This window comes from Streptomyces sp. NPDC102283 (assembly GCF_044766265.1).
In the GTDB taxonomy this organism is placed as follows: Bacteria; Actinomycetota; Actinomycetes; order Streptomycetales; family Streptomycetaceae; genus Streptomyces.
In genome coordinates this window covers 31,751-46,495 of the sequence record NZ_JBIWLQ010000021.1, presented here as the reverse complement: position 1 = coordinate 46,495, position 14,745 = coordinate 31,751, and the positions used below count along the sequence as shown (strand labels likewise).

Sequence of the window (14,745 nt, the reverse complement as noted above, 5' to 3'; positions counted from 1 at the left end):
CCTCGCCCAGGCACCGCCGGTCCACGCCCGCCTCTTCGTCCTCGACGAACGCACCCACGTCCTGCTGCTCGCGGTCCACCACATCGCGATGGACGGCTGGTCGGTCCGCCCCCTGGTGCGCGACCTGGCGTCCGCCTACGCGGCCCGCCGCCGCGGCGCCTCCCCGGACCTGCCCGAACTGCCCGTGCAGTACGCCGACTACACCCTGTGGCAGCACGAGGAGCTGGGATCCGAGGACGATCCGGACAGCCCCATCGCCGCGCAACTGCGCTACTGGCGCCAGACCCTGGACGGACTGCCGCAGGAGTCGGCGCCGGCCACCGACCGGCCCCGCCCCGCCACCCCCTCGCACCGGGGCGGCCGCGTCGCCTTCACCGTTCCGCCGCGGGTGCACGGGCGGGTGGTGGAGTTGGCGCGGGAGTTCCGGGCGACGCCGTTCATGGTGGTGCACGCGGCGTTGGCCGCGTTGCTGACGCGGTTGGGGGCGGGGACGGACGTGCCGATCGGTTCGCCGGTGGCCGGGCGTGTCGATGACGCGTTGGAGGACCTGGTCGGGTTCTTCGTGAACACGCTGGTGCTGCGTACGGACACCTCGGGCGACCCGAGCTTCGGGGAGTTGCTGGAGCGGGTGCGGGCCACCGACCTGGCGGCGTACGCGCACCAGGACCTCCCCTTCGAACGCCTGGTGGAAGTGCTCAACCCGACGCGCTCCCTGGTCCGCCACCCGCTCTTCCAGGTCCTGCTGGCCTTCAACAACGGCGCGGCGCCCGACGAAGGACCCGCCGACCGGGCCGCGGACGTCCTGGTACGGCCCGAGACGGTGGAGATCGCGGCGGCCAAGTTCGACCTGTCGCTGTCCTTCAACGAGGACCGGGCGGCCGACGGCCCGGCGGCCGGGATGCGGGGCGTTCTGGAGTACAGCGCCGACCTGTACGACGAGAGCACGGCCCGAAGGATGGCGGAGCGCTACCTCCGGCTGCTCGAAGCGGCGGTCGCGGAGCCCCGCACGCCGCTGAGCCGCATTCCCGTCCTGAGCGACGCCGAGCTGCACGACGTCCTCGTCCGGCGCAACGACACGGCCCGCGCCCTGCCCGACACCTCCCCGCTGCGGCGGTTCGAGGTCCAGGCCGCCAGGACTCCCCGGGCCACGGCCCTGGTCGCGGGCGAGGAGCGGATCGACTACGCCGAACTCGACGCGCGGGCCGACCGGCTCGCCGCCCTGCTGTCCGAGAGCGCCGATGGGCGCGGCGGACCCGTCGCCGTCGCCCTGCCGCGCGGCGCGCTGCTTCCGGTGGCCTTGCTCGCCGTCTGGAAGGCGGGCCTGCACTACCTGCCGCTGGACCCCGACCACCCGAAGAACCGCCTGGCGGACATCCTCAGCGACTCCGCGCCCGGTTGCGTCCTCACCACCACCGACGTCGCGGGCGGCCTCCCGGCGGTGCCCGCCCCGCTGCTCGTCCTGGACGCCCCGGCCACCGCGGCACGCCTGGCCGCCGCCCACGTTCCCGCACCGGCGCAAGACACGCGGGCGCGGGAGTGGGGGGAGGAGCTGGCGTACACCATCCACACCTCCGGTTCCACCGGCCGCCCCAAGGGCGTCATGGTGACCCGGTCGGCCGTGGCGAACTTCCTCGCCGACATGACCGAACGCCTGGAACTGGGGCCCGGGGACCGGCTGCTGGCGGTCACCACGGTCTCCTTCGACATCGCCGTCCTGGAGATCTTCGCTCCGCTGCTCACCGGCGGCACGGTCGTCCTGGCCGACGCCACCGCCCAGCGCGACCCCGCGGCCGTGAGGTCCCTGTGCGCCCGCGAGGGTGTGACGGTGATCCAGGCCACCCCCGGTTGGTGGCACGCCATGGCCGTGGACGGCGGCCTCGACCTTACCTCCCTGCGCGTGCTGGTGGGCGGCGAGGCGCTGCCACCCGCCCTGGCCCGCACCCTCCTGGAACCCGGCCGCGCGCCGTCGGGCGGTCGTCTGCTCAACCTGTACGGACCGACGGAGACCACCGTCTGGTCCACCGCCGCGCCCATCACCGCCGAGACCCTGGAGGCGCACGGCGGCGCCGTGCCGACCGGGGCGCCGATCGCCCGCACCGCCGCCTACGTACTGGACGCCGCGCTGCGGCCCGTGCCCGACGGAGTGCCGGGCGAGCTGTACCTGGCCGGGGCCGGGCTGGCCCGCGGCTATCTGGGCCGGCCGGGGCTGACCGCCGAGCGGTTCGTGGCCTGCCCGTTCGGTGAGCCGGGGGAGCGGATGTACCGCACCGGCGACCTCGCCCGCTGGCGGACCGACGGAAGCCTGGAACACCTGGGCAGGACCGACGACCAGGTCAAGGTCCGCGGGTTCAGGATCGAACTGGGCGAGGTCGAAAGGGCGCTGGCACAGGCCCACGGCGTTGGCCGGGCCGCCGCGGCCGTGCACCCGGACCCCTCCGGCTCCGCCCGCCTGGTCGGCTATCTGGTTCCGGCCGGCGGGACCGGCGTACTCGACGAGAAGGCCGTGTCCGCCGCCGTACGGGCCGTGCTGCCCGAGTACATGGTCCCCTCGGCGCTGGTGGTGCTGGACGGCGGTCTGCCGCTGACCGGGAACGGCAAGCTGGACCGGGCAGCGCTCCCGGCGCCCGAGGCGACAACCGGCCGGGCCGCCGGCCGGGCGCCGCGCGGGCCGCGCGAGGAGATCCTGTGCGGGCTCTTCGCCGAGGTGCTGGGCACGTCCGGGATCGGCGTGGACGACGACTTCTTCGCCCTGGGCGGCCACTCCCTGCTCGCCACCCGGCTGGTCGCCCGCGTCCGCAGCACACTCGGCGTCGAATTGGGGGTCCGGGAGGTGTTCGAGGCACCGACCGTGGCCGGCCTCGCCGCCGCGCTCTCCGGGGCGGGCGAGGCCGGACCCCGGCTGCGCCCCGCAGACCCGCGCCCCGAGCGGCTGCCGCTCTCCTACGCCCAGCGCCGCCTGTGGTTCGTCCAGCAACTGGAGGGGCCCGGTGCCACCTACAACGTCCCGCTGGCGTTGCGGCTGACCGGTCCGCTGGACGTGGCGGCGCTGCGGGCCGCGCTGGGGGACGTGGTCGCCCGGCACGAGAGCCTGCGCACCGTCTTCACCGAGGACGAGCACGGCCCGCACCAGGTCGTCCTGCCCGCCGACCGCCCCGCCCCGCTCACCGGGCCCGTCCGGACCGACGAGGACGGACTTCCCCGCCTGCTGCGGGAGGCGGCCGACCACGCGTTCCGGCTGGACGCCGAACCACCCCTGCGCGCACACCTGTTCGCCACGGCGCCCGACGAGCACACCCTGCTGCTCGTCATGCACCACATCGCCACCGACGCCTGGTCGCGCCGGCCGCTGATCGCCGATCTGGCCGCGGCCTACACCGCGCGCCACGCCGGCCGGGCCCCGGCCCTGCCGCCGCTGCCGGTCGCCTACGCCGACTACGCCCTGTGGCAGCAGGCCCGCCTGGGGGACGAGCGGGAGGTGGGCAGTGAACTGTCCGCCCAACTCGCCTACTGGCAGGGCGCGCTGGCCGGATCCCCCGAGGAGCTGGCGCTGCCCGCCGACCGGCCCCGCCCCGCCGTCCCCTCGTACCGGGGGGACAGCGTGCCCCTCTCGATCCCGCCGCGGGTGCACGGGCGGGTGGTGGAGTTGGCGCGGGAGTTCCGGGCGACGCCGTTCATGGTGGTGCACGCGGCGTTGGCCGCGTTGCTGACGCGGTTGGGGGCGGGGACGGACGTGCCGATCGGTTCGCCGGTGGCCGGGCGTGTCGATGACGCGTTGGAGGGCCTGGTCGGGTTCTTCGTGAACACGCTGGTGCTGCGTACGGACACCTCGGGCGACCCGAGCTTCGGGGAGTTGCTGGAGCGGGTGCGGGCCACCGACCTGGCGGCGTACGCGCACCAGGACCTCCCCTTCGAACGCCTGGTGGAGCTCCGCGATCCGGAACGCTCGCTGGCCCGCCACCCGCTCTTCCAGGTCTCGCTGAACTACGACACGGCCGAGACGGCCCGAGCACGCGAAGCCGCACCCGAACTGGGCGGGCTGACCGTGGCCGGGCAGCGGCTCGGCGTCACCACGTCCAAGTTCGACCTCACGTTCGCGCTCACCGAGACCCGCGCCCACGACGGCGGCCCCGACGGACTGCGCGGGGTGCTGGAGTACAGCACCGATCTGTTCGACCGCGCGACCGCCGAGCACCTGGTGGAGCGGTTCGGCCGGGTGCTGGAGGCCGTGGTGTCCGCGCCCGGCGCCGCGCTCGACGAGATCGACATACTGCTGCCGGGCGAACGCGCGCTGCTGGAGGGCGCGTGGAGCGAGCCCGGCCCCGGACAGCCCGCCGCGCCCGCGGACGGCGCCCGCTTCCCGGACCTGTTCGAGGCGCAGGCCGCCCGCACCCCGCACGCCCCCGCCGTACGCGACGGCGACCGGGAGGTGTCCTACGCCGAGCTGAACGACCGGGCCAACCGGCTGGCCCGGATGCTCGCCGCGCGTGGAGCGGGCCCCGAGAACACCGTCGCCGTCCTGCTGCCGCGCGGCCCCGAGCTGATCACCGCCCTGGTGGCCGTCCAGAAGGCGGGGGCCGCCTACGTCCCCCTGGACACCGAACTGCCCGCCGAGCGGATCGCCCACATGCTGGACGACGCCCGCCCGGTGCTCGTCCTCGCCCTCACGGGCACCCAGGACGCCCTCCCGGCCGGGGCAGGCCCCGTGGTCCACCTCGACGCCCCGGCCACCGAGGTGGCGCTCGCCGGGCTCGACGGCGGCGACTGCACCGACGCCGATCGCCGCGCACCGGCCGCGAGCCACGACCCGGCCTACGTCGTCTACACCTCCGGGTCCACCGGTACGCCCAAGGGCGTCGTGATCGAACAGCGTTCCCTCGCCGCCTTCCTGGTCCGCTCGGCCGCCCGGTACCGGGGAGCCGCCGGAACCGCGCTGCTGCACGGCTCCCCGGCCTTCGACCTCACGGTGACCACCCTGTTCACCCCGCTGATCGCTGGCGGCTGCATCGTGGTGGCGGACCTGGACGCGCCGGAACAGGACGCCCCGGCCCGCCCCGACCTGCTCAAGGTCACCCCCTCCCACCTCGCCTTCCTGGACACCATCGCCTCCTGGGCGGCCCCCGCGGCCGACCTGGTCGTCGGCGGCGAGCAACTGACCGCGGCCCGACTGGCCCGGCTGCGTCAGGCGCATCCGGACATGCGCGTCTACAACGACTACGGCCCCACCGAAGCCACCGTGAGCTGCGCGGACTTCGTCCTGGAACCGGGCGACCCGCTGCCCGCGGACACCGTGCCGATCGGACGCCCCCTGGCGGGACACCGGCTGTTCGTCCTGGACGGGCGCCTGCGCCCGGCGCCCGCCAACGTCCCCGGCGAGCTGTACGTCAGCGGCGTCGGCGTGGCCCGCGGCTATCTGGGCCGGCCGGGGCTGACCGCCGAGCGGTTCGTGGCCTGCCCGTTCGGTGAGCCGGGGGAGCGGATGTACCGCACCGGCGACCTCGCCCGCTGGCGGACCGACGGGAACCTGGAGTACCTCGGCCGCCGCGACGGCCAGGTGAAGGTGCGCGGCTTCCGCGTCGAGCCGGGCGAGATCGAGACCGCGCTGCTCGACCGGCCGGAGATCGGCCAGGCCGCCGTCGTCCTGCGCGGCGAACGCCTCATCGCCTACGTCGCGGCCCCGTCGGAGCGGTTCGACGCGGACGCGCTCCGCCAGGCCCTCGCATCCCGGCTGCCCCGGTACATGGTCCCCGCCGCGTTCGTCCGGCTGGACGCCCTGCCGCTGGCTCCGGGGGGCAAGCTCGACCACCGGGCGCTGCCCCAGCCGCCTGCGCCCGTCGACACCCCGCACGAGAGCAGGCCGCCGCGCGACGCGTGGGAAGGCGTGCTGTGCGGGGCGTTCCGCGAGGTGCTGGGGGTCGCGGAGGTCGGGGTGGACGACGACTTCTTCGCCCTCGGCGGCGACAGCATCGGCTCCATCCAGCTCGTCGGCCGGGTGCGCGGGGCGGGCGGCCGGATGACCGTCCGCGACGTCTTCGAACAGCGGACGCCCGCCGCCCTCGCGGCCCGTTCGCGCCCCGGCGGCCCGGCGACCGAGGTGCTCGGCGGCCGGGGGACCGGGACGGTGGCGCCGACGCCGATCAGCTCCTGGCTCGCCGAGCTGGGCGGCGCGGTCGACGGATACAACCAGTCCATGCTGCTGCGCGTCCCTGCGGAGGCCGATGTGGCCGTCGTGACCGGTGCCCTCCAGGCGCTGCTGGACCACCACGACGCGCTGCGGATGCGGGCCGAACAGGAGGACGGCCACTGGCGGATGGAGATCGCCGAGGCGGGCACGGTGGACGCGGCCACCGTACTGGAGCGGGTGGACGCGGCGGGAGCCGGGCGGGAGGAGCTGGACCGGCTGGTCCGGACGCACTGCGCCGCGGCCCGCGACCGGCTCGCCCCGCAGAAGGGTTCCGTCCTGCGCGCCGTCTGGTTCGACCGGGGGCCGCGGGAGCCGGGACACCTCGGGCTCGTCGCCCACCACCTCGTCGTGGACGGCGTCTCCTGGCGCATCCTCACTGCCGACCTCGGCAGCGCGTGGCAGGCTCTCGCCGAGGGCCGGGAACCTCGGCTCGACCCGGTGGGCACACCGCTGCGGATCTGGGCCCGGCACCTGGCGGAGCTGGCCGCCGACCCGCGCGGCGCCGAGAGGTGCGCCCACTGGGAGGAGCAGTCGGCGCGGCCCTGGGAGACCGGCCGCCTCGACCCCGCCCTCGACGACCGGAGCACCGAGAAGGCCCTCTCCCTCACACTCCCGGCCGCCGCCACCCGCGCGGTGCTGGGCCCGGTGCCCGCCGCGCTCGGCGTCGGGGTGACCGACGTCCTGCTCGGGGCGTTCGCCGCCGCTGTGCGGCGCTGGCGTCCGGCGGAGGCCGCCGACGGCGTCACGGTGGACCTGGAGGGCCACGGCCGCGAGGAGGACGTCGTCCCCGGAGCGGACCTCTCCCGTACGGTCGGCTGGTTCACCGCCGCCCACCCGGTCCGGGTGCCTGCCGCCGCGCCCGACGACGACCGGACCGGCGCACTGCGGGCGCTGGGCGCGATCCTGGACCGGGCGCCGGACGCAGGGCTCGGCTACGGCCTCCTGCGCTACCTCAACCCGCGCACACGGCAACGGCTCGCCTCCCTGCCCGCGCCGCGCTTCGGCTTCAACTACCTCGGCCGGTTCGGCGGTTCGGGCGGCGACCGGGACACGGCCGACCGGACCCCGGACTGGTCGCCGGTGGGCAGCGGGCTCGCCGGCCAGCCCGCCGGGCTCCCCCTGGCCCACGAGATCGAGGTCACAGCGGTCGCTGCCGAAGGGCCCGAGGGCCCGCGTCTGATCGCCACCTGGTCCTGGGCCGGCCGGCTCCACCGGGAGCGGGACGTCCGCGAACTGGCCGGACTCTGGTTCCGCGAGCTGGAGGAGCTCGCTTCCGCCGAACCGCCCCCGCTCGGTCCCCCGCCCCTGTCGGACCCGGCCCCCTTGGTCGAACTCTCCGACGCCGAACTCGACCAGCTCGAAGCAGAGTGGAAGGCCGACTGATGCGCCGATCCCTACAGGACGTCCTGCCCCTCTCTCCGCTGCAGGAGGGCCTCCTCTTCCACAGCGAGTACGCCGGGGACGAGGCCGTCGACGTCTACACCGTCCAGACCGAGGTGGAGCTGCGCGGACCGCTGGACGTTCCGGCGCTGCGCGCGGCCGCCGAGGCCCTGCTGCGCCGCCACGACAACCTGCGGGCCGGCTTCGCGACCCGCGCCCTGAAGGACCCGGTGCAGTTCGTCCCCCGAGAGGTCGAGCTTCCCTGGGAGGAGGCCGACCTGCGCGCGGCCGACGACCCGGACGCGGAGGCGGCTCGACGGCTGGAGGAGCACCGCTGGCGCCGATTCCGGCCCGCCAAGCCGCCGCTGGTGCGGTTCCTGCTGCTGCGTACGGCGGACGACCGCCACCGCTTCGCCCTCACCAACCACCACATCCTTCTGGACGGTTGGTCGATGCCGATGCTGCTGCGCGAGCTCATGCTGCTCTACCGCACCGGTGGCGATGCCTCCGCCCTGCCGCCGGTGCGCCGCTACCGGGACTACCTCGCCTGGCTGGGGAGCCGCGATCACGGGGCCGCGCGGGACGCCTGGCGCGGTGCTCTGGCGGGCCTGGAGGCCCCCACCCTCATCGCCCCGCGGGCCGACCGGGCTGCTGAGGCGCCGAAATGGATCGACTTCGCACTGTCGGAGGCCGCCTCCGCCGGTCTGACCGCGGCCGCGCGAGGCGCCGGCCTCACGCTCAACACGGTCGTGCAGGGACTGTGGGCCCTGGCCCTGGCCCGCACCACCGGCAGTCAGGACGTGGTGTACGGGGTGGTCGTCTCCGGTCGTCCGCCGGAGCTGGACGGCGTCGAGTCCATGATCGGCCTGTTCGCCAACACGGTCCCGCTGCGGGCCCGGATGCCCGTCGACGAACCCCTGATCGGTTTCCTGCGGCGGTTGCAGCGCGAGCAGAGCGCGCTGCTGGACCATCAGCACCTACGGCTGGCCGACATCCAGCGCCTGGCCGGCCAGGGCGAGCTGTTCGATTCGGTGATGGCCTTCGAGAACTACCCGGACGGCCCCGCCGAGGAGCCTTCCGACCCGGCCGAGGAGCCCTCCGGCCCGTCCGCCGACGCGCCGGAACGCGTGCGCGTGGTGGCCTCCAGGATGCGCGACGCCATGCACTACCCCCTCGGCCTCCTGGCCTCGCCCGGACCGCCGATGCGCTTTCGCCTGGGCCACCGGCCCAGCGCGGTCACACCGCGCCTGGCAGCCGCCCTGCGCGATCGCCTGCTGCGGCTCGTCGACGCCTTCCTGGCCGCCCCCGACCTGCCCCTGGGCAGGCTCGACGTCCTCGACGACACCGAACGCGCCCTGGTACTGGAGAAGTTCAACGACACCGCGCGCGAGGTCGAGGACACCACCGCCATCGCGTTGTTCCTCCGCCAGGCCGCCCGCACCCCCGACCGGATCGCCGTGGAGACGGCCGAGCGCTCCATCGACTACGCCCGGCTCGCCGACCGCTCCGGCCGGCTGGCCCGTCTGCTGGCGGAGCGCGGTGCCCGGGCCGAGCGGTTCGTCGCCCTCGTACTGCCCCGCTCGCCCGAACTGGTCGAAACCGCGCTCGCGGTGTGGCAGACCGGAGCCGCCTACGTCCCGGTGGACCCCGCCCACCCGGCCGACCGGGTGGCCCGGCTGCTGCGGGAGGCCGACCCCGCCCTCACCGTCACCACCGCCGACCTGGCCGACCGGCTGCCGGCCGGGCTCCCGCTGCTGGTCCTGGACGCCCCGAGCACCGCCGCCGCCCTCCAGGTTCTGCCCGGCGGCCCGCTGGACGCGAGTGGACTCCACGCCCCCGCGGGCCCGCAGAACGCCGCGTACGCCATCTACACCTCCGGCTCCACCGGCCGCCCCAAGGGGGTGGTCGCCACCCACCGCTCCCTCGTCGGCTACCTGCTGCGCGGATCCGACCAGTACCCGTCCGACGGACGCTCCCTGGTGCACTCGCCGGTCTCCTTCGACCTCACCGTCGGCGCCCTGTACGTCCCGCTGATCAGCGGCGGCACCGTGCGCCTCGCCTCCCTCGACGACGAACCGGTCCTGCGCCCCGGCGAGGCCTCCCCGGACTTCGTGAAGGTGACCCCCAGCCATCTGCCCGTCCTCGAAGGACTGCCGGGCCAGGTCAGCCCGACCGGGGCGATCACCTTCGGCGGGGAACAGCTCACCGGCCGCCACCTGCGGCGTTGGCGCGCCGGCCATCCGGACGTCACCGTCTACAACGTCTACGGACCCACCGAGACGACCGTGAACTGCTCCGAGCACCGCATAGCCCCCCGTGACCCGGTCGGCGACGGGCCGGTCCCCATCGGACGGCCGCTCTGGAACACCCGCCTGTTCGTCCTGGGCCCCGGCCTCGCCCCGGTGCCGGTCGGCGTTCCGGGCGAGCTGTACGTCGTCGGCGCCGGACTGGCCCGCGGCTACCTCCGCGATCCGGGCAGGACCGCCGAGCGCTTCGTCGCCTGCCCCTACGCCGTCGGGGAGCGGATGTACCGAACCGGCGACCTCGTCCGCTGGAACGAGGACGGACTGCTGGAGTACCTGGGCAGGGTGGACGACCAGATCAGCCTGCGCGGCTTCCGGGTGGAGCCCGGCGAGGTGGAGGCGGCGCTGGCGGCCCACCCCGCGGTCCGCCGCGCCGCGGTGGTGCTGCGGGAGGACACGCCCGGCGACGCCCGACTGGTCGGCTACGCCGTCCCCACCGAGCCGGAAGGAGAACGGGGCACACAGCCCTCCGCCCCCCCGCTGCCCACCGAGCAGATCCTGGAGCACCTGCGCCGGACTCTGCCGCCCTACATGGTTCCCGCGCACCTGGTGGAGCTGCCCGCGCTGCCCGTCACGCCCCACGGCAAGATCGACCGGGCAGCCCTGCCGGAGCCCTCCGTCGCCGGCGCCCCGGCCGGGGGAGCGCCCCGCTCCCCCCGCGAGGAGATCCTGTGCGGCATCTTCGCCGACGTGCTGCGACGCCCGCAGGTCTCCATCGACGACGACTTCTTCGCCCTGGGCGGGCACTCCCTGCTGGCCACCCGCCTGGCCAGCAGGGTGCGGGCGGCCCTGGACGCGGAGCTGCCGGTGCGGCGCGTCTTCGAACACCCCACGGTGCGCTCCCTGTCCGCGCTGCTGGACTCCCACGACGGCAGACGCCCACCGGTGACGCCCGCGCGGCGACCGGAGCACGTCCCGCTCTCGTACGCCCAGCAGCGGCTGTGGATCATGCACCGGCTCACCGGCCCCGACGCTACGTACAACATCCACCGGGCCCTGCGGCTCGACGGCGACCTCGACGTCCCGGCGCTGGAGGCCGCGCTGCACGACGTGACCGAACGGCACGAGACGCTGCGCACCGTCTTCCCCGAGGGCGCCGAGGGCCCCTACCAGAAGGTGCTCCCGGCCCGGCGGGCGGCCGGGGCCCTCACCGTCCTCCCGGTCGCCGGCCAGGACGTGGACCGCACCCTCGCCGAGCTGGCGGCCCACCGCTTCGACCTGGAGTCCGAACCGCCGATGCGCGCCTGGCTGCTGGAGAGCGGTCCGCGCAGCCGGGTCCTCGCGCTGGTGCTCCACCACATCGCCAGCGACGGCTGGTCGGGCAGGCGGCTTCTGCGCGACCTGTTCACCGCCTACACCGCGCGCCGTGCGGGCCGGGCCCCTGAGTGGCGGCCGCTGCCGGTGCAGTACTCGGACTACGCCCTGTGGCAACGGCGCTACCTCGGCGACCTCGCGGACCCCGCCAGCCCCGCCGCCGTCCAACTGGATTACTGGGAGAAGCAGTTGGCAGGGCTTCCCCAGGAATTGCGGCTGCCCGCCGACCGGCCGCGCCCTACCCGCCCGACCCGCACTGGAGGCCAGGTCTGGCTGACGCTCCCGGCGACGGTCCACTCCGCCGTGGCCGACCTGGCCAGAACCTGCCGGGCCAGCGTGTTCATGGTCGTCCAGGCCGCCGTCGCCGCCTTCCTCAGCCGGATGGGCGCCGGGGAGGACATCCCCATCGGCGCCCCGGTCGCCGGGCGCACCGACGAAGCGGTGGAGGAGCTGGTCGGATTCTTCGTCAGCACCCTGGTCCTGCGGACCGGCACCTCCGGCGACCCCACGTTCACCGAACTCATCGGTCGGGCCCGTGAAACCGCGCTGGCCGCCTACGCCCACCAGGACCTGCCCTTCGAGCAGCTGGTGGAGCGGCTGAGCCCGACCCGCTCCCTCGGACGGCACCCCCTCTTCCAGGTCGCCCTGTCCTGCAACAACACCGAGGAGCAGATGGCCCGCCAGGGCGGCCGCCCCCCCGGACTCACCGTCGCACCGCACCATGTGGAGACCGCCCGCTCGAAGTTCGACCTGATGTTCACCTTCCTGGAGAGCCACGGGGAGGACGGGCGGCCCACCGGCATCGAGACCGCCCTCGAATACAGCGCCGACCTCTTCGACCGGGAGACCGCGCAGAGCCTCCTCGACCGCTTCGGCCGGATGCTGGCGATCTGGGCGGCGGAACCGGCCGACACCATCGGCGCACGAGAACTCCTCGCGGCCGACGAGCGGCACACGGTCGTCACCGAATGGAACGCCACCCGGCGCGCGGGCCTGGTCGCGACCCTGCCGCGGATGTTCGAGGAGCAGGTCGCCCGCACCCCGCACGCCACCGCCCTCGAACACGCGGGCCACCAACTGACGTACGCCGAACTCAACGCCCGCGCCAACCGGTTGGCCAGAGTGCTGGTGCGGCGCGGCATCCGCCCCGAGGACCGCATCGCCACGCTGATGCCGCGCTCCCTCGGGCAGATCACCGCCCTGCTCGCCATCGCCAAGGCCGGCGGCGCCGCCGTACCGGTGGACCCCGGCCACCCCGAGCAGCGCATCGCCTTCATGCTGCGCGACAGCGCCTGCGCGCTGGTCCTGGCAGACGACCCGTACGCGGCGGGACGCGAGGAGATCGCCGGCGTCCCGGTCCTCGTCCCCGACGACGAACCGGCCCAGGAGCGGGCAGCCGACCTCACCGACGGCGACCGCAACGCCCCCCTCACCGTCGGCAACGCCGCGTACGTCGTCTACACCTCCGGCTCCACGGGCCGCCCCAAGGGCGTGGTGACCGAACACCGCGGCCTGCTGCCCCTGGCCGTCGCGCAGCGCGAGCGGTACCCGGTCGAGCCCGGCAGCCGCGTGCTGCAACTCGCCTCGCCGTCCTTCGACGGCGCCGTACTCGAACTGCTCATGGCCCTCACCACCGGAGGGACCCTCGTCCTGCCCGACGGGCCCCTGCTCGCCGGGCAACCGCTCGCCGAGATGCTGGCCGAACGCCGCATCAGCCACGCCTTCATCCCCCCGGCGGTGCTGAGCGGCCTCCCCTCCGAAGGGCTGGAGGGCCTGCGCTGCCTCGTCGTCGGCGGCGAGGCGGTCACCACCCCCCTCGTGGACCGCTGGGCCCGCGGCCGGCGCATGCTCGACATCTACGGCCCCACCGAGACCACCGCGGTCACCCTGACCAGCGAGGCCCTGACCCCCGGCGGCCCACCGCCCGCCATCGGCACCCCCGTGCCCAACACCAGGGCCTACGTGCTCGACGACCGGCTGCGACCCGTCCCGCCCGGCGTGACGGGAGAGCTGTACCTGGCCGGCGCGTCACTGGCACGCGGCTACGGCGGCCGCCCGGCGCTCACCGCGAGCCGGTATGTCGGCTGCCCGTTCGGAGAGCCGGGGGAGCGGATGTACCGCACCGGCGACCTGGTGCGCCGGGACAGGGAGGGCCGTGTCCACCACATGGGCCGCACCGACGAGCAGATCAAGCTGCGCGGCTTCCGCGTCGAGCCCGGCGAGATCCGGGCCCGGCTCACCGAGCACCCCGCCGTGCGGGAGGCGGCGGTCGTCCTGCGGGAGGACGGGCCGGGCGGACGCGCGCTGGTGGCCTATGCGGTACCGGCCGACGGCCCGCCCCGCCCCACCCCGACCCAACTGCGCGCGCACCTGACCGCGCTCCTGCCGCCCTACATGGTGCCCGCCGCCTTCCTGGTGCTGGACGCCCTGCCGACCACCGCCAACGGCAAGCTCGACCGGGACGCCCTGCCCGCGCCGGAACCGGTCGCCGAGGAGGCCGGGCGGCCGCCGCGCGACGAACGCGAGGCCGCCCTGTGCGAGCTGTTCGCCGAGGTGCTGGAGCGCACGTCGTTCGGCGCCGACGACGGGTTCTTCGAGAACGGGGGGCACTCCCTGCTCGCCGTCAGTCTGGTTTCACGGATCCGTGAGCGCCTGGGCGTGCCCCTGGCCGCACGGGACCTGTTCGAGGCGCCTACCCCGGCCGCCCTGGCCGCGCACCTCGGCCGGGGCACCGAGCGCCGCGCCCCGGCGCCCCTGCTCACCCTGCGGGGCCGGGGTGAGCAGCCGCCCCTGTTCTGCGTCCACCCGGCCGTCGGTCTGGGATGGGCGTACGCGAGTCTCCTGCCGTGGCTCCCCGCTGACGTCCCCCTCCACGCGCTGCAGGCCCGCACGCCCGCGGACGGTGTCGGTCTGCCGGCGAGCGTCGAGGAGATGGCCGCCGACTACGTCCGGCTGATCCGCCGCGTCCGGCCGCACGGCCCCTACCGGCTGCTCGGCTGGTCGCTGGGGGCCCACGTGGCCCACACCGCGGCGGCCCTGCTGGAGCGCGACGGGCAGCGGGTGGACCTGCTTGCCATGCTGGACGCCTACCCTCCCCACCGCGCCGGGGCCCCCGGCGGAAGGGCCGGGGAGTCCGAGGCCGAGATCGTCGCGGCCAACCTGCGCGAGTCGGGGTTCGCGTGGGAGGAGGCCGACCAGCGCGCGGGGCGCTTCCCGCTGGAGCGGTTCCGCGCCCATCTGCGCCGGGTCGACAGCTCGCTCGGCCACCTCGACGACGCCGAACTGACGGCGGCCAAGGACGTCTACGTCAACAACGTCCGGCTCATGCGCTCCTTCACCCCCGGCCATGTCCGGTGCGGGATCACCCTGATGACCGCGGAACGCACCCGCAGCCTCGACCCCGCGGCGTGGGAGGCGCACACCGACGGAGGCGTCGAGGTGCACCGGCTGGACGCCGCCCACATGTCCATGCTCACCGAACCGACGTCGGTCGCCGAAGCCGGCCGCGTCCTGACCCGCCGACTGGACTCCCTGCGGGGAGCCCCCACGAAGAAACGAGAGGTATGA

At 75.1% G+C, this 14,745-nt stretch carries 2 protein-coding genes (1 of these 2 running past the window's edge); both read left to right on the top strand.

The annotated features are described in order from the left end of the window. Positions 1-7,564, top strand: partial view of an amino acid adenylation domain-containing protein gene (locus ACIRJT_RS32000; protein WP_403916126.1) — the final stretch only. 8,174 nt of this gene lie to the left of the window's left edge; only the last 7,564 of its 15,738 coding nucleotides appear in the window; the start codon falls outside the window, past its left edge; it ends in the stop codon at positions 7,562-7,564. Further along, entirely contained in the window at positions 7,564-14,745 is a 7,182-nt protein-coding gene (locus ACIRJT_RS31995) for an amino acid adenylation domain-containing protein (protein WP_403916123.1), read from the top strand. The genes ACIRJT_RS32000 and ACIRJT_RS31995 overlap by 1 nt, the downstream gene beginning before the upstream one ends.